At 40.4% G+C, this 15,532-nt stretch carries 17 protein-coding genes; 15 read left to right on the forward strand and 2 right to left on the reverse strand.

Translation table 11 applies throughout. From position 1 onward, the window contains the following. Nucleotides 1-175: 175 nt before the first annotated feature. Both RCG24_RS00400 and RCG24_RS00405 read left to right on the forward strand, forming a co-directional pair. Entirely contained in the window at nucleotides 176-772 is a 597-nt protein-coding gene (locus RCG24_RS00400) for a hypothetical protein (RefSeq protein ID WP_308078029.1), read from the forward strand. 214 nt (nucleotides 773-986) lie between these two features. Then, the gene (locus RCG24_RS00405; RefSeq protein WP_202653230.1) at nucleotides 987-1,760 is read left to right on the forward strand and encodes a phosphotransferase family protein; all 774 of its coding nucleotides are present in this window, start codon (nucleotides 987-989) and stop codon (nucleotides 1,758-1,760) included. Here the strand turns inward: RCG24_RS00405 and RCG24_RS00410 are convergent, their stop codons facing one another. After that, nucleotides 1,761-2,039, reverse strand: coding sequence for a YtzH-like family protein (locus tag RCG24_RS00410; RefSeq protein WP_202653190.1), 279 nt, complete (start codon nucleotides 2,037-2,039; stop codon nucleotides 1,761-1,763). It abuts the gene before it with no gap. A gap of 137 nt (nucleotides 2,040-2,176) precedes the next feature. On the opposite strand from RCG24_RS00410, the gene trmB reads away from it, so the two are divergent. Next, entirely contained in the window at nucleotides 2,177-2,818 is a 642-nt protein-coding gene (gene trmB / locus RCG24_RS00415) for a tRNA (guanosine(46)-N7)-methyltransferase TrmB (RefSeq protein WP_202653191.1), read from the forward strand. Between the two features lie 90 nt (nucleotides 2,819-2,908). Further along, entirely contained in the window at nucleotides 2,909-3,748 is an 840-nt protein-coding gene (locus RCG24_RS00420; protein WP_202653192.1) for a YtnP family quorum-quenching lactonase, read from the forward strand. Between the two features lie 43 nt (nucleotides 3,749-3,791). Here RCG24_RS00420 and RCG24_RS00425 read toward each other — a convergent pair whose 3' ends face one another. Continuing rightward, nucleotides 3,792-4,118: a PepSY domain-containing protein gene (locus RCG24_RS00425; protein ID WP_202653193.1), complete on the reverse strand. Its 327-nt coding sequence runs from the start codon at nucleotides 4,116-4,118 to the stop codon at nucleotides 3,792-3,794. A gap of 178 nt (nucleotides 4,119-4,296) precedes the next feature. Here RCG24_RS00425 and RCG24_RS00430 point away from each other — a divergent pair, with 178 nt between their 5' ends. From RCG24_RS00430 to ccpA, 11 genes are all read left to right on the forward strand, one after another. Then, nucleotides 4,297-5,370 (forward strand): M42 family metallopeptidase, encoded by a 1,074-nt coding sequence (locus RCG24_RS00430; RefSeq protein WP_202653194.1) that lies wholly within the window; start codon nucleotides 4,297-4,299, stop codon nucleotides 5,368-5,370. Nucleotides 5,371-5,429: 59 nt separating this feature from the next. Beyond that, entirely contained in the window at nucleotides 5,430-5,945 is a 516-nt protein-coding gene (locus tag RCG24_RS00435; RefSeq protein WP_202653195.1) for a DUF84 family protein, read from the forward strand. A gap of 144 nt (nucleotides 5,946-6,089) precedes the next feature. Next, on the forward strand, nucleotides 6,090-6,404 hold the full coding sequence (locus tag RCG24_RS00440) for a thioredoxin family protein (protein ID WP_202653196.1): 315 nt from the start codon (nucleotides 6,090-6,092) through the stop codon (nucleotides 6,402-6,404). 85 nt (nucleotides 6,405-6,489) lie between these two features. Next, nucleotides 6,490-7,278 carry a DUF1444 domain-containing protein gene (locus RCG24_RS00445; protein WP_202653197.1) on the forward strand — a complete coding sequence of 263 codons (789 nt, stop codon included), beginning with the start codon at nucleotides 6,490-6,492 and terminating at the stop codon, nucleotides 7,276-7,278. A 159-nt stretch (nucleotides 7,279-7,437) separates the two neighbouring features. Continuing rightward, on the forward strand, nucleotides 7,438-9,765 hold the full coding sequence (locus tag RCG24_RS00450) for a DNA translocase FtsK (RefSeq protein WP_308078030.1): 2,328 nt from the start codon (nucleotides 7,438-7,440) through the stop codon (nucleotides 9,763-9,765). Nucleotides 9,766-9,989: 224 nt separating this feature from the next. After that, entirely contained in the window at nucleotides 9,990-11,288 is a 1,299-nt protein-coding gene (gene murC, locus RCG24_RS00455) for a UDP-N-acetylmuramate--L-alanine ligase (RefSeq protein WP_202653199.1), read from the forward strand. Between the two features lie 282 nt (nucleotides 11,289-11,570). Continuing rightward, nucleotides 11,571-12,032: a DUF948 domain-containing protein gene (locus tag RCG24_RS00460; protein WP_202653200.1), complete on the forward strand. Its 462-nt coding sequence runs from the start codon at nucleotides 11,571-11,573 to the stop codon at nucleotides 12,030-12,032. 21 nt (nucleotides 12,033-12,053) lie between these two features. Continuing rightward, complete coding sequence (locus RCG24_RS00465) at nucleotides 12,054-12,515, forward strand: YtxH domain-containing protein (protein ID WP_202653201.1); 462 nt, start codon at nucleotides 12,054-12,056, stop codon at nucleotides 12,513-12,515. Nucleotides 12,516-12,602: 87 nt separating this feature from the next. Further along, nucleotides 12,603-12,935, forward strand: coding sequence for a bacillithiol system redox-active protein YtxJ (ytxJ, locus tag RCG24_RS00470; RefSeq protein WP_202653202.1), 333 nt, complete (start codon nucleotides 12,603-12,605; stop codon nucleotides 12,933-12,935). A gap of 242 nt (nucleotides 12,936-13,177) precedes the next feature. Then, nucleotides 13,178-14,254 (forward strand): bifunctional 3-deoxy-7-phosphoheptulonate synthase/chorismate mutase, encoded by a 1,077-nt coding sequence (locus RCG24_RS00475; RefSeq protein WP_202653203.1) that lies wholly within the window; start codon nucleotides 13,178-13,180, stop codon nucleotides 14,252-14,254. A 269-nt stretch (nucleotides 14,255-14,523) separates the two neighbouring features. Continuing rightward, on the forward strand, nucleotides 14,524-15,531 hold the full coding sequence (gene ccpA / locus RCG24_RS00480; RefSeq protein ID WP_308078031.1) for a catabolite control protein A: 1,008 nt from the start codon (nucleotides 14,524-14,526) through the stop codon (nucleotides 15,529-15,531). Nucleotide 15,532: the final 1 nt, after the last annotated feature.

Genomic DNA, 15,532 nt, shown 5'->3' on the forward strand with positions numbered 1-15,532 from the left:
TGATAAAGGCTATGCCCTGGGAAATGAAGCGTACCATGAGGCCGCATTTGAAGCGATTACCGGCAGTATTGGCTTTAATAAGCGAGAAAATCGTCTGTTTAATGAACCAACGCAAACTGTCAACTATATTGAATGTCATGATAACCATACATTATGGGATAAGCTTCAAGTCTGTTTGAAGGATGAAAATATAGAGGTAAAAAAGAAATATCACCGTTTGGCAACCGGATTGGTCATCTTGTCGCAAGGAATTCCTTTTCTCCACAGCGGGCAGGAGTTTTTCCGGACGAAACAAGGTAACGGCAACAGCTACCGAGCCCCTGACACTGTTAATCAGCTCGATTGGATACGGAAAAGTGAAAATGAAGAAAATGTAAACTATCTAACAGGTCTTATTCAAATTCGTAAGGAATATCGTTGTTTTCGTTACCGGACTGCTGCCGAAATCCGAGCTAAAATTCGACAGTTTCCACTCCCCGCACCAATGATGGGCTTAATATATTATTCAGAAGGATACGATATTCTTCTCGTAGTGAACCCATCGAAAAAGCAGTACTCCATTTCCCTGCCAAAGGGAAAATGGTCACTTTTAGCTAATCAACATTATGCAGATAAGGTTCCAAAAGGCAGCTTTTACGAGGGGGAATCAGTGATTGAACCAATCTCACTTCATGTATTCGTAACATCCAGCTCTACGAGTAATCCTGCGGCAGCATTAGCATCGCTTTTTCTTCAAAAAGATGACTTGACGAAAAAAGGCAAATGGAGATAAAATCTATTATGATGGCTATTGTAGAATAACATATCAATAGCCCTTTTTTATTTAAATAACAGACCACGTTTAAATCTATTCTAATTGGAAATTGGTTATAAAGATAAACCTTTGGACGGTTAAGGTTCTTCCTATCCTGGAGAAGTCCTTCTAGTAAAGTTAGTTAGGATTAGGGACACCACCATTAGAACGGCATAAATTGAAGGTGACAATGTTGGAACATATATTAGGACAAAAGTGGGAAATAACACCCGCTGGCGGCGCCACTGGTGAAGCATTTTTTGCAAAAAATGAGAACCAAAGCCTTTTTCTCAAACGGAATTCTTCCCCTTTTTTGGCCGTGCTGTCAGCCGAAGGGATCGTTCCAAAGCTGATTTGGACAAAGCGTTTGGAAAACGGTGATGTCATTACAGCCCAGCAATGGCTGGAAGGGCGGGAGCTAAAACCAGAAGAAATGAATCAAGAACTTGTTGCCAGGCTGTTAAAGAAAATCCACCGATCAGAACCGATGCTTAGTATGCTTAGCCGCCTCGAAAAGTCTCCTTTAAACCCTGAAATGATATTTCAATCGATTATAAATGAAGTCGATAACGAAACGCTTTCTTTACCGGAAGTTCGGAGGGCATTGGCTTTCTTAAAACAAGAATCAAAAAATGTCCATTGCGAAGAAAAAGTCGTTTGCCATGGTGATTTGAATCATAACAATTGGCTGCTTACAGAGGATAACGAGCTGTACCTAATTGATTGGGATGGAGCTGCGATTGCCGATCCGGCAATCGATTTAGGAATGCTATTATATTGGTACATTCCCGAAGAAAATTGGCGGGACTGGCTTTCCATGTATGGGGAGGAGCTTACAGATAACTTAAAACTAAGGATGAAATGGTATACAGTCCTTCAGACCATTTCATCCATTCAGTTCCATAAAGATAAAAACCGCCTTGAGGAAATGAAGAAATGGATTAAATTTCTAGACGAAATTCTTTAATTACGAAAATTGTCCAATATCATTTACCCATTGTGATAAATTTTCCTGATTGGAAACAATGTGTTGGTCGAGGTCGGCAGTCTGGGCTCCTTCTTGACTGTAATAATAGATATCCTGCAGAATGTCTTTTATATTTTGGCTGACCTGTGCATTTACCATCAGTGATTTAGCCAATCGTTCCAGCTGTTCACATTCCGCTGTTGAGCCGCAACAATCGGTTTGATGATCATTTAATATATCTTTTAGTAATGTGACTTGATCCTGATGATTCAGTGGCAAGAAAAACACATCCTTTCAAGTAAAAATGAAAATTGAATTCACCTTTAGGTTGTGGATTCTTTTTTTGTTTATTCACTTGCAACAGATATTGCTTCGTGATATTGTTTTCATCAAAATTATCTTATAGGAGTGCCGTAATGAGACTTAGAAATAAACCTTGGGCAAAGGATAAAATAGCACAATACCCCCAGTATATCGTTCCAAATCCGGAAGAATATAAAGGAAAATGGCATGAGGCATTTGCTAGTGATCAGCCGCTCCACATTGAAGTAGGTACCGGGAAAGGCCGGTTTATTACCGAAATGGCCAAAGCTCATCCAGAGATTAACTACATTGGGATCGAATTATTTGATAGTGTCATCGTCGCTGCATTAGACCGATTAATTGAGGCAGAGCTTCCAAATCTTAAGCTGTTAAATGTTAATGCCAAGGATTTAGCCAAGTTTTTTGCCAAAAACGATGTCCAGCGCGTTTATTTGAATTTTTCTGATCCGTGGCCTAAAAAGCGTCATGAAAAAAGAAGATTGACTTACAAGGACTTCTTGAAGCTATATGAGGAAATCATGACAGATGGCGGGGAAATTCATTTTAAGACAGATAATCAAGGCTTATTTGAATATTCATTAATGAGTTTTTCTGCCTATGGCTTGCTGTTGAAATTTATCAGCCTTGATCTTCATAACAGCGATTTTGAAGGTAATATCATGACTGAATATGAAGAAAAGTTTTCCGAAAAGGGAAATCGGATTTATCGTTGTGAGGTTAAATATCAACATTAATGATTTCGGACCGCTCATTTTGATGGGTTGTCCTTTTTATTTTTCTTAATTATCAGATAATGATAAACTAAAAAAAAGGAGTTGATGAGTATGGATACATTAAAGATCGGAAATGTATCGTTAACATGGTTATCCGGCGGAGTAACCAATCTGGACGGGGGAGCCATGTTTGGAGTCGTACCAAAATCATTATGGTCGAAGAAATATCCGGCAAATGAAAAAAATCAAATCGAATTGCCAACAGACCCGATTTTAGTTCAATTTGATGGGAAAAATATCTTAATTGAATCGGGGTTAGGAAATGGAAAATTAACTGAAAAACAGCTTCGGAATTATGGGGTAACGAAGGAATCCGAACTGGATGTTTCCCTACAAAGCATAGGCCTTGATTCAACTAAAATTGATTACGTATTAATGACCCATTTACATTTCGACCACGCATGTGGCTTGACCAAACCTGGAAATGGTGAATTTGTATCGGTTTTTCCTAATGCCAAAATCATTACATCCAAAATTGAATGGGATGAAATGCGTCAACCCAATATTCGTTCAAAAAATACATATTGGAAGGAAAACTGGGAAGCCATCGAATCACAGGTTGAAACATTTGAGGAAAACTGGAGTTTTGGCCCGATCCGGATGATTCATACCGGAGGTCACAGCAATGGACATTCCATTGTGATCATTGAAGATGGCGGAGAAATGGCGATTCATATGGCTGACATTATGGCAACGCATGCCCACCAAAATGTCCTATGGGTAATGGCCTATGATGATTATCCAATGGATTCAATTGCTGCAAAGGCTAAATGGCAGCCATTTGCTGTAGAGAAACAGGCCTGGTTCACTTTTTATCATGATGCATTTTACCGGGCAGTTAAATGGGGACCGGACGGTCAAATGATGGAAAGCGTGAAAAGATCGAAATAACGAAAAGCCGTATCCTAATCGATGAATGGGATACGGCTTTTTCTTAAGCAATTCCTTCCGACAGACGGCGAATATCAATGAGTGTTCCTGTTGAGGCATCTGCAATAAATTCATATTGTTCATCGATGCCTTCAACAGTTTTGGAGATTCCTCCTTTGTAAACCTGGTAATGGATTTGCTGTTTTTGATATGGCTCCGCTACCATATGGATCCATGAGCCGGATATCGATCCATTTTGACTAAATTGCTTTTTAACATTTTCTAATACTTTTTCAGGTGATACCTTTGTTTGTTTAGTAATCATTTGGCGTGCCGTGTAGCCGCCAAGAATACCAACTGCAGCACCAAGCATAAAAGATTTCCAGTTCATTGCAGGACCTCCAACATACAAATATGGAAAAGATTGTGACTTCCTATTCTCTTCCAGTATAGCGCATTAATTTGACGGAAGATAGAAAAATCAAATGTTGGTAAAAATCCAATAAATTCTGTAATATTAGGCTGAATACATATATTATTTAGACCAATTCAAAAGGAGCAAACAGCTGATGAATGAACAAACTTTAAAGCTTTTTCAAACGTTAACAGAGCTTCCCGGTGCACCGGGAAATGAACATGCTGTCAGGAAATTTATGAGGGAACAATTAACGCAATATGCCGATGAAATTGTCCAAGATCACTTAGGCAGTATTTTTGGTGTTAAAAAGGGCAATGACCAAGGTCCCACCATTATGGTTGCCGGCCACATGGATGAGGTTGGCTTCATGGTTACAGCCATTACTGATAATGGTATGCTTCGATTTCAACCATTAGGAGGCTGGTGGAGCCAGGTCCTTCTCGCCCAAAGGGTCCAAGTCATGACGAAAAATGGTCCAATCATCGGGGTCATCGGCTCGATTCCACCGCATCTCTTAGATGAAGCGAAGAAAAATAAACCGATGGAACAAAAAAATATGTTAATTGATGTCGGTGCAGATGATCGGGCAGATGCTGAAAGAATGGGAATTAGACCGGGACAGGCGATTTTGCCAATCTGCCCATTTACCCCAATGGCAAACGAAAAGAAAATTTTAGCTAAAGCATGGGATAATCGCTATGGCTGCGGCCTGGCGATTGAGCTGCTGCAGGAATTAAAGGATGAAACATTGCCAAACATCCTTTATTCCGGGGCAACTGTACAGGAGGAAGTTGGATTACGCGGTGCCCAAACGGCAGCCAATATGATAAAACCTGATCTCTTCTTTGCACTTGATGCCAGCCCTGCCAATGATGCGAGCGGCGATAAATCGGAATTTGGCCAACTTGGGAAAGGGACATTGCTGCGAATTCTTGACCGGTCTATGGTAACCCATCGGGGAATGCGGGAATTTGTTCTTGATATGGCGGAGACAAACCATATTCCTTATCAATATTTCGTTTCGCAGGGCGGAACCGATGCCGGCCGTGTACACTTGGCAAATGAGGGAATTCCAAGTGCGGTAATTGGTATTTGTTCGCGTTATATTCATACCCATGCTTCGATCATCCATGTAGATGACTATGCTGCTGCTAAAGAATTATTGGTTAAATTAGTAAAAGCCTGCGACAAAACAACAGTAGATACCATTAAGTCCAATAGTTAATTTTTCTGGGGACAACTCTTTTGAGTAAGCCCCTTTTTTTATAAAGGAGATGGACAGCAATGAAAATCGTCATTGGATCAAAAAATCCTGCTAAAATTGCCGCAGTTAAAAATAGTTTCAGCCATCAGGCGGCCGAATTCTGTTCACTTGATATCCCCTCGGGAGTCAGCGAACAGCCTTTTTCCGATGAAGAAACGATTAAAGGGGCGATTAATCGGGCAGAAGGCGCCCTTCTTGAAGGAAATGGAGACATCGGAATTGGCCTTGAGGGAGGCGTCCAGGAAACGAGTTACGGTCTCTTGATTTGCAACTGGGGGGCATTGGCAGCACCGGGGAAGGAGCCGATTATCGCCGGGGGCGCCCGGATTTTACTGCCTGAAGAAGTGGTCGGTAGATTGCGGGCTGGTAAGGAACTTGGTCCGGTTATGGAAGAGTATGCGAAAAAGAAGAATGTCAGTAAACAAGAAGGGGCTGTCGGAGTATTTACCGACGGACGGGTCAACCGTACGGAAATGTTTACCCATGTGATGAATCTTCTTGTCGGACAATTTAACTATCACCAAAAGCAGAAATAGGATAAGCTAATGGAAAACAGATAGCAATTCTTTTACAACAAAGGTGAAATTCAGCACTGCATTTCGTTGGACTAGAAGCAGTTTGACTGCTATGATGTGATAGAACGTTAACAAATGATCAAGGCAATACGGAGGCGTTTTAAAATGAAAAATTTACAATCCATGGAGCAATTTGAACAGCTTCGTCAACAAGGAAAAACAATTTTCATGTTTTCTGCCGATTGGTGTCCAGATTGCCGTTTTATCGAACCGGTGCTCCCGGAAATTGAAGCAGAATTTCCTGACTATGCGTTTATTCATGTGGACCGTGACGGCTATATAGATCTCTGTCAACAGCTTGATGTATTCGGCATTCCAAGCTTTATTGCTTATAAGGACGGGGAAGAGCTTGGCCGCTTTGTCAGCAAAGATCGCAAAACAAAAGAAGAAATAGAAAACTTTATCAAAGGTTTAAAATAGAACCTGCCCTCCTTCCCTTTTGGAGAAGGAGGTTTTTTCCTGTAAAATAGGGAAAACGATTCCTGGGAACGAGAGGGGGATGTAGATGGACAGTCTTAAAATGAAACGTGAATTGGAGTCGCGCTTGGCAGGCGAGGATAGAATCATTACTTATGACCGTGAGAAAGACGAGCTGCGAATTGAAAGTAAAACAGCGGGGAAAGGGATTACCGTATCGCTCCCCGGCATTGTGGCTAAGTGGCATAACGAAAAGGAAAAGGCGATTGAAGAGGTTGTTTATTATGTAGAACAAGGGCTGATGGCAATGGTAAGCCCTGTTCAATTAACCGATCATGAGAAAAGAATCTTTCCCGTTATCCGTTCCACATCCTTTCCGGTGGAAGCTGAAGAAGGTGTACCATTCTTGACAGATGATCATACGGCTGAAACAAGAATTTATTATGCTTATGATATGGGAAAAACCTATCGCTTACTCGATTCCCGGATTATTGAAAAAGAGGGCTGGGAGCCACATCGGATTAAGGAAATTGCTTTGTTTAATGTAAGATCTTTGTCAACTAATTTAAAAGAAGATCAAGTTGCCGGTAATACTTTTTATTTTTTAAATACAAATGATGGCTACGATGCAAGCCGAATTTTAAATAAAGGTTTTCTACACGACATGGAAAAACAAATAACCGGAACGATGGTTGTAGCTGTTCCGCATCAGGATGTCCTGATAATCGCCGATGTTCGCAATGACAGGGGCTATGATGTAATGGCGCAAATGGCGATGAGTTTTTTCACAAGCGGTCACGTCCCGATAACCGCCTTATCCTTTTATTATCAAAATGGGGAATTAGAACCGATTTTTATCCTTGGAAAAAATAAATAAAAAATAAAATTGGGACCCGAAAGTGGTCCTTTTTCCTTGAATGATTTCCGGATTTGTCCAATTATAAATTGTTTTGAACTATTTCTATAGAATTGTCTCGAAAAAATATCAATTACTGCTAAAATAGAGTAATAAATGACAGCAGAAAGAGTGATAGTTTTGAGTTGGATCCAAAACTTATTTCAAAAATTAAAAAAAGATGAGGAAGAAGAATTTGCTGAATCCTTTTTTCATAATGATAAACAGGGAGATCTTTCACCACTTCAACAATATGATGGTGCAAAGGATGTCGAGGTAAAGGTTTCCTATCAATATCCGAAAAGCAACCCTCTGCCTCCCGAATTGTTACTCAAAACAAATCCAGAAGGCAGACATAAAGGAAAAAAAGCAAGGCATTCAGAAAAAAGAAAAACTGATCAAGTGGATGATTTGTATGATAAAAATGCATTTCCTAAAGAGGAAACACGACTAATAAAAGCAAACAGTTCATTTCATCCAACCGAAATTCCTTCTCCGGTATTTGGATTTAGGCGGCCAAGAAAAAAAACAGATATTGTTGAACACGAACTAAGTCCTTTTTTTCAAGCTGATCTTTCACCGCTGCCTGAGAATAAGGAATTGGCAACGGAAGTTGTTGAGAGGGAAAAGGAACAACAGGAATCCTCTCCTGTAACTCAGTGTGTGGAAGAAACTTCAGTTTCGCTTGAGAATACATCGGAGCAAGTGGAAATGGAACGGGATGCAGAAAATACATATGAGCTGCCTGCTGCGAACAAAGAAATAGTTGCCGAAGCTAACGGGCGGCAGCAAGAAAACAGCAGCGAACCGTTTTTAAAGGAAGAAAATATTGAGAAGAGAAGGTCAGCGCGGTCAGCAAGACAGCATTTACCCTTTAATGTTTTAATGTTAAAGCAGGATAAGGAAAAATGGGGGATGCATAAACGAATAAACAAAATCGCACCTAAACAGGAGCATACCAACCAGCCTGGAGAGGCGGAAAAGGCAGCTATGTCATTTGGACAGATTGAAGAGGAAAAGGAGCCAGCCGGAGAAATAAATCTGCCAGGCCATTATCAATTCCCTGATGTTAAGCTGTTAAAACCGCCGATTGCTAAAGGGAATGATACCGAGTGGATGATGCAGCAAGAGAAGCTTCTCAATCAGACATTAGAGAACTTTAATGTTGGCGCCAGCGTTGTTAATGTTACTCAAGGCCCTTCTGTAACCCGATTTGAGGTACAGCCGCAGCCAGGTGTTAAGGTCAACAAAATCACCAACCTGAGTGATGATATTAAGTTAAGCCTGGCAGCCAGAGATATTCGGATTGAGGCCCCTATTCCCGGTAAACATACGATCGGGATTGAGGTCCCTAATCAAACAGCAAGACCAGTATTTATTAGCGAGATTATTCAAAGCCGTACTTTTCGCGAAACAGCCTCACCATTAACTGTAGTCCTAGGACTTGATATTGCCGGGAACCCGATTGTTACCGATTTAAAGAAAATGCCTCACGGACTGATTGCCGGTGCAACTGGTTCGGGAAAAAGTGTCTGCATCAACTCGATCATTATCAGTCTGCTTTATAAAGCCGCACCAGAGGATTTACGCTTGCTGCTGATTGATCCCAAAATGGTCGAATTAGCTCCCTATAATCGGATTCCACATCTTGTCAGTCCCGTCATTACCGACGTAAAAGCGGCGACAGCGGCATTAAAATGGGCTGTCGAGGAAATGGAGCGGCGTTATGAACTTTTTGCTCATACTGGTGTTCGCGACATTAACCGGTTTAATGAACTGGCAGTGGAGCATAAGCAATATTCTGATAAACTGCCATATATCGTGATCATTATTGATGAACTCGCCGACCTTATGATGATGTCACCAGCAGATGTCGAAGAAGCGATTTGCCGGATAGCCCAAAAGGCAAGGGCATGCGGCATCCACCTGATCATTGCCACACAAAGACCGTCTGTTGACGTCATTACCGGTTTAATTAAAGCCAATGTGCCGACACGGATTGCTTTTTCCGTATCCTCACAGGTTGATTCCCGAACGATTATTGATATAAGCGGAGCAGAAAAGCTATTAGGACGCGGTGATATGTTATTTTTAGAAAATGGTTCTTCAAAGCCTGTCCGCTTGCAAGGAACATTTGTATCAGATAACGAAATTGACCAGGTTGTGGATCATGTCAAAGAACAGCGGGAGCCGGAATATTTATTTGAGCAAGAAGAACTGTTAAAAAAGTTGCAGCTAGCAGAAGGGGAGGATGAGCTGTTTTTTGAGGCTTGTGAATTTATTGTGGATCAGCAGGCTGCCTCCACCTCAAGCCTGCAGCGCCGCTTTAAAATTGGTTATAATCGTGCGGCCAGACTTATGGATATGCTCGAGCAAAACGGCTACATCACAAGTGCAAATGGCAGCAAACCCCGTGAAGTGTTAATCACCCAAACCGATTTGGAGATGATTCAAGATTTAAATGGATAATGGTTGATGATCATGGTATTGCTTTAAAGCAATGGACAAATAATAAAAAATAGATTGCTGACTGCTTTTTGTAATAAAATAGTTTTTATCCATGAACAGTGCTATAATATAAAAATGTGTTTAGCAGGTTTTTATTGTTACGTTGACAAAAGCTGCATGATTAGCAAATACAGACTGATGTCATATACTGTTTTACAGTATTATGTTGGTTGGAGGTTCATCTGATGACTATTTACCATTTTGTGGGGATAAAGGGAACAGGAATGAGTGCACTTGCACAAGTTTTACACGATATGAAATTTGAAGTGCAAGGCTCCGATTTTGAAAAACACTTTTTTACCCAAGATGCCCTTGAAAAATCCGGAATAAAAATCCTTCCTTTTCAAAAGGAAAATATAAAACCAGGAATGACCATTATTGCAGGGAATGCTTTTCCCGACACCCATGAGGAAATCCAAGAAGCGATGAAACTCGGTCTTCCGATTGTCCGCTACCATCGCTTTTTAGGCGATTTCTTGCAGCGGTTTACAAGTATTGCAATTACAGGGGCTCACGGTAAAACCTCAACAACAGGTCTCCTTGCCCATGTGATTTCCGGAATGAAGCCGACATCGTTTCTAATTGGCGATGGAACTGGTAAAGGAGAAGAAAATGCTGAGTATTTTGTTTTTGAAGCATGTGAGTATCGCCGACATTTTCTCTCCTATTTCCCTGATTATGCCATCATGACTAATATTGATTTTGACCATCCTGATTATTTCGCCAATATTGATGATGTCTTTTCCGCATTTCAAGAAATGGCAATGCAGGTGAATAAAGCTATCTTTGCCTGCGGTGATGACGAGCAGCTTCAAAAAATTCAGGCAAAAGTTCCCGTTTTATTTTATGGATTTGATGAAGGAAATGATTATCAAGCCAAAAATATTGTGAAGACCACGGATGGAACAAGCTTTGATGTGTTTATCCGCAATACCTTTTATGATACATTTTCGATCCCGACCTTCGGTACCCATAATGTGTTAAATGCCCTGGCTGTTATTGGCTTGTGTCATTATGAAGAAATGAGTGTTGATACAGTAAAGGAAAGATTAACTACTTTCCAAGGGGTTAAAAGAAGATTTTCGGAAAAAAGAATTGGTTCTCAAATATTAATTGATGATTATGCCCATCATCCGACTGAAATAAAGGCAACCATTGATGCAGCTAAACAAAAGTATCCGGAAAAAGAAGTTATTGCTGTTTTTCAGCCACATACATTTACCCGGACTCAAGCCTTTCTTGAGGATTTTGCTGCGGCTTTAAGGCTGGCGGATCGTACCTATTTGTGTGAAATTTTTGGCTCTGCTCGAGAAAATCATGGGAAATTAACGATTAAGGATTTGCAGGCAAAAATTGTCGGAGCGGAAATTCTGACGGAAGATAATACGGCCGTATTACAAAAGCATGATCATAGTGTCATCCTGTTTATGGGTGCTGGGGATATTCAAAAATTCCAAGAAGCGTATGAAAAATTATTGGTTTAACAGAGGCTGACCCAAAAGATGGTGTCAGGCACCGCAATGGCATATCTAGCTGCTGACCAAAGTAAAGCGTTAGATATAGTTAGTGGTGCTTGCCGCCATTAGGGACAGCCTCTTTATTTTAGGAATTTTATGTATCTGCTAATTCGCTTTATCTATAAGTATTTTTTTTAATTAATGGCAGGAAAACGAGACAAATAGATGGAAGTAGTATAAGATGATAGCGAGGTTTAGATCCTCAAAAGTTAGGCTATACATATGATAGATTGAGGCGGAGGTTTTACCATGCAAATTATTTTATACTTAAGCGTTGCCTTGATAGCTGTTGCGTTTTTAGTGCTTGTCATTTTTTTATCGAAGACCCTTAAGACTCTTCAGGAAACATTATCAAGTGTTTCTGATACGTTAAAGGGGGTAGAGAATCAGCTTGACGGTGTAACACGGGAAACTACCTTGCTTTTACAAAAAACAAATGCGTTAGCTGATGATATTCAGCAAAAGTCCCAAAGCATAAATAGTGTTGTAGATGCGGTAAAAGAAGTAGGTGAAACCGTTTCAAACTTTAACGGAACATTAAAAAATATTACAACAACGGTTGACAAAAAAGTAGAGGAAAGTAAAGAAAAGGTATCACAAATCATTCAATGGAGTCATATCTTCCTGGAATTAAAAGAAAAATGGCAGGAACGAAAGGAATTAAAAAATGAAGCTTATGAAACCGATAAGCGGAAAATTCACTCTTATTAGGACAAAAAGGAGCTGAAAAAAATGTCTAAACGAGATTATGATTCACGGGAAACCAACCAAAATCGCACCGGAGATTCAGCGGGTAAAAGCTTTTTTCTGGGCGCCCTGATTGGAGGTCTTGCCGGGGCAGCAGCAGCCCTTCTCCTTGCTCCTAAATCCGGAAAAGAGCTGCGCCATTCCATTAGCAGTAACACTGGGACGATTGTCACAAAATCGGTGGAATTGGGTGAAACAGTGAGAAATAAAACCTCCAATTTTTCACAAGGTTTAACCCGTCAATCTACAGAGATTATGAATAGAGTTACGGGAAAAGCAGTAAGCGATGAAGCAGCTGAGAATGAATCTGAAACTATCTATATTCCGATTGGCACCTCGAGTAAAAAACAGGATGATAAAGGGGCAGTGAATGACGGAGAGATAGAAAGGAAATTAAAAGAAGCTCAAATGGCCTTTGACGAGGAAGAACGGCGAATCAAACTATAATTGTAAAAGGTAAGGCCAGTTTAATTGTTAACCACACGGTGAAGTGATAAAATGACTTCACCGTTTATTTTTGGAGGGATACCAATCATGCTAAAAAAAGTTGATACGATCGAACAATTTAACGAGATCATCAAAGAGGATTCGCGTTTTTATTTTTTTAAGCACAGCCTTACCTGTCCAATCAGTCAGGCTGCGTACAAGGAATATGAGAAATTTACGGCAGACCATCAAGAGATTCCTGCTTATTATTTGGCTGTTCAAGATTCCCGCCCATTGTCAAATGAAATAGCAGAGAGGTTTGATATTAAGCATGAATCACCGCAGGCGATTCTTTTTTCAGATGGGAAAGCTGTTTGGAATGCCTCTCACTGGAAAATTACCAATCGTTCTTTAACAATGGCCTGGCAAGAAAATGAATAAAAAATGTCACAACATAAAGGGTTTTGCGATACAATAATTTTATACCATAAACATCTACTTTAACGCTTAAAAGCGTTTAAGAAATAAAGAAAAAAGAGATTACAAAGACATTACTTTCCGTTATAATAAACCCTAATAAAATTGTTACAAAATTTTTAAAATACTTATGAATCCGGTAAACCATAATCGATATCTCGATAGATTTGACTATTGTTAAACGAAGGAAAGGATGGGGACGAAAGATGGGCAATAATGAATTAGAGCGGTTGAGAGAGCGTGTGGATGAAGTAAACTTGGAGTTGTTGAGGTTAATCAATGAAAGGGCCCAGCTCGTTCAAGAGATAGGACATGTAAAAGGGAGCCAAGGAGTTTTTCGCTTTGATCCGGTCCGCGAAAGAATGATGCTTGACAAGATTAAGCAAAATAATGATGGACCATTTGATAATGCTACGATTGATCATCTCTTTAAGGAGATTTTTAAAGCAGGCTTGGATTTGCAAAAGGATGATCACAAGAAAGCGTTGCTTGTGTCCAGAAAGAAAAAGCCGGAAGACACCGTTATCAATTTAAAAGGGGAATATATCGGTGATGGCAAACAGCATTTTGTTTTTGGCCCGTGTGCCGTCGAATCCTATGAGCAAGTTGCCACTGTGGCCAAAGCAATGAAGGAAAAAGGCTTAAAGCTATTGCGCGGCGGTGCCTACAAGCCAAGAACCTCTCCATATGATTTTCAAGGCCTTGGGGTTGAGGGCCTCAAAATCTTAAAAAGGGTGGCTACAGAGTTTGATATGGCCGTGATTAGCGAGATTGTCAATCCTGCTGATATTGAAATGGCGGCTGAATATTTGGATGTCATTCAAATTGGCGCCCGAAACATGCAAAACTTTGAACTGTTAAAAGCCGCAGGGGCTGTCAATAAGCCGGTTCTGTTAAAAAGAGGACTAGCCGCAACCATTGAGGAATTTATTAATGCAGCTGAATATATAATGGCCCAAGGAAATGGACAAATCATTCTTTGCGAGCGCGGCATCAGAACATACGAACGGGCAACAAGAAATACGCTTGATATTTCTGCCGTGCCAATTTTAAAACAAGAAACGCATTTACCTGTCATGGTCGATGTTACCCATTCAACTGGCAGACGAGATCTGTTGCTTCCATGTGCGAAAGCAGCGATTGCTATTGGAGCAGACGGCGTTATGGCGGAAGTTCATCCAGATCCGGCTGTTGCCCTGTCCGATGCCCAGCAGCAAATGAATTTGGAACAGTTTGATCAATTCTATAATGAGCTGATTGCTTCAAAATTTGTTCACCTTTAATCATCTGAGGGTGAATGGCCTTCTGCTGTTTTAGCAGAAGGTTCATTTTTTAAGAAAATAAAAAAATATCGCCTAGCCAATTGCGGCTTTTATTTTCTTGTCGTATCATTAATACATAATTTAGATTGTTTACTTTATCACAAAAGGGTTGGAAGCGGATCAATGGTTTGTTTCGGATCCTATCTTGTGAGACTGGATTTAATGACTAGATTTTCACGACGTGATGTAAAATAAAGAGAACGATGTTCGTTTTTAGGAGAGTGTTATGAGTGAATAATATTACCATTTATGATGTTGCCCGTGAAGCAAATGTTTCCATGGCTACCGTTTCACGTGTAGTGAACGGCAATCCAAATGTAAAACCGGTTACCCGGAAGAAAGTATTAGAAGTCATCGAGCGGCTTGGCTATGTACCGAATGCAGTTGCCAGAGGGCTCGCAAGCAAAAAAACAACGACGGTTGGTGTTATTATCCCTGATATATCGAATATCTTTTTCGCGGAGCTGGCCCGCGGTATTGAGGATATTGCCACGATGTATAAATACAATATTATCCTTAGTAACTCTGACCAAAATAAAGATAAGGAATTACATTTAATTCATACAATGCTTGGAAAGCAGGTAGATGGCATTGTCTTCATGAGCGGCAAAGTTACCGAGGAACATGTTGAGGAGTTTGAAAAATCACAAGTCCCAATCGTTCTTGCGGGATCCATTGAAGCTAGCGAAAAGATTCCATCCGTTAACATTGATTACGAACAGGCTGCTTATGATTCGATTAATGAGTTTATTGCCAGAGGCCATAAACGGATTGCCTTTGTCAGTGGGCCGTTCTATGAACCTGACATTACTGTCAAGAAGCTAAACGGTTATAAACGAGCCTTAGAGGAAGCAAAACTTCCGTTTAACGAAGAGCTTATTATCGAAGGAGATTATACGTACGATTCTGGATTAGAAGCTTTTGATAAAATGTTAGAACTATCGGAAAAGCCTACTGCCATTTTTGTCGGGGCGGATGAAATGGCTCTTGGGGTTGTTCATGGGGCAGAAGACAAAGGCTACCACATTCCAGAAGATTTTGAAGTGATTACATCCGACAATACAAGACTGTCACTGATGGTTCGTCCGCAGCTTACAACGATTGTTCAGCCGTTATATGATATTGGTGCGGTGGCCATGCGCCTTTTAACTAAATTAATGAATAAGGAAAAAGTGGAGGACCAAATTGTGGTACTGCCACATCGGATTGAACACCGACAATCAACAAGAAATCAATAAG

This window comes from Neobacillus sp. OS1-32 (genome assembly GCF_030915425.1).
In the GTDB taxonomy this organism is placed as follows: Bacteria; Bacillota; Bacilli; order Bacillales; family Cytobacillaceae; genus Neobacillus; species Neobacillus paridis.

Coding starts and splice junctions, on each gene's coding strand:
- RCG24_RS00465 (WP_202653201.1), top strand. CDS start 12,054: ATGTCTAAACGAGATTATGATTCACGGGAAACCAACCAAAATCGCACC.
- RCG24_RS00440 (WP_202653196.1), top strand. CDS start 6,090: ATGAAAAATTTACAATCCATGGAGCAATTTGAACAGCTTCGTCAACAA.
- RCG24_RS00425 (WP_202653193.1), bottom strand. CDS start 4,118: ATGAACTGGAAATCTTTTATGCTTGGTGCTGCAGTTGGTATTCTTGGC.
- trmB (WP_202653191.1), top strand. CDS start 2,177: ATGAGACTTAGAAATAAACCTTGGGCAAAGGATAAAATAGCACAATAC.
- RCG24_RS00435 (WP_202653195.1), top strand. CDS start 5,430: ATGAAAATCGTCATTGGATCAAAAAATCCTGCTAAAATTGCCGCAGTT.
- RCG24_RS00445 (WP_202653197.1), top strand. CDS start 6,490: ATGGACAGTCTTAAAATGAAACGTGAATTGGAGTCGCGCTTGGCAGGC.
- RCG24_RS00460 (WP_202653200.1), top strand. CDS start 11,571: ATGCAAATTATTTTATACTTAAGCGTTGCCTTGATAGCTGTTGCGTTT.
- ytxJ (WP_202653202.1), top strand. CDS start 12,603: ATGCTAAAAAAAGTTGATACGATCGAACAATTTAACGAGATCATCAAA.
- RCG24_RS00475 (WP_202653203.1), top strand. CDS start 13,178: ATGGGCAATAATGAATTAGAGCGGTTGAGAGAGCGTGTGGATGAAGTA.
- murC (WP_202653199.1), top strand. CDS start 9,990: ATGACTATTTACCATTTTGTGGGGATAAAGGGAACAGGAATGAGTGCA.
- RCG24_RS00430 (WP_202653194.1), top strand. CDS start 4,297: ATGAATGAACAAACTTTAAAGCTTTTTCAAACGTTAACAGAGCTTCCC.
- RCG24_RS00420 (WP_202653192.1), top strand. CDS start 2,909: ATGGATACATTAAAGATCGGAAATGTATCGTTAACATGGTTATCCGGC.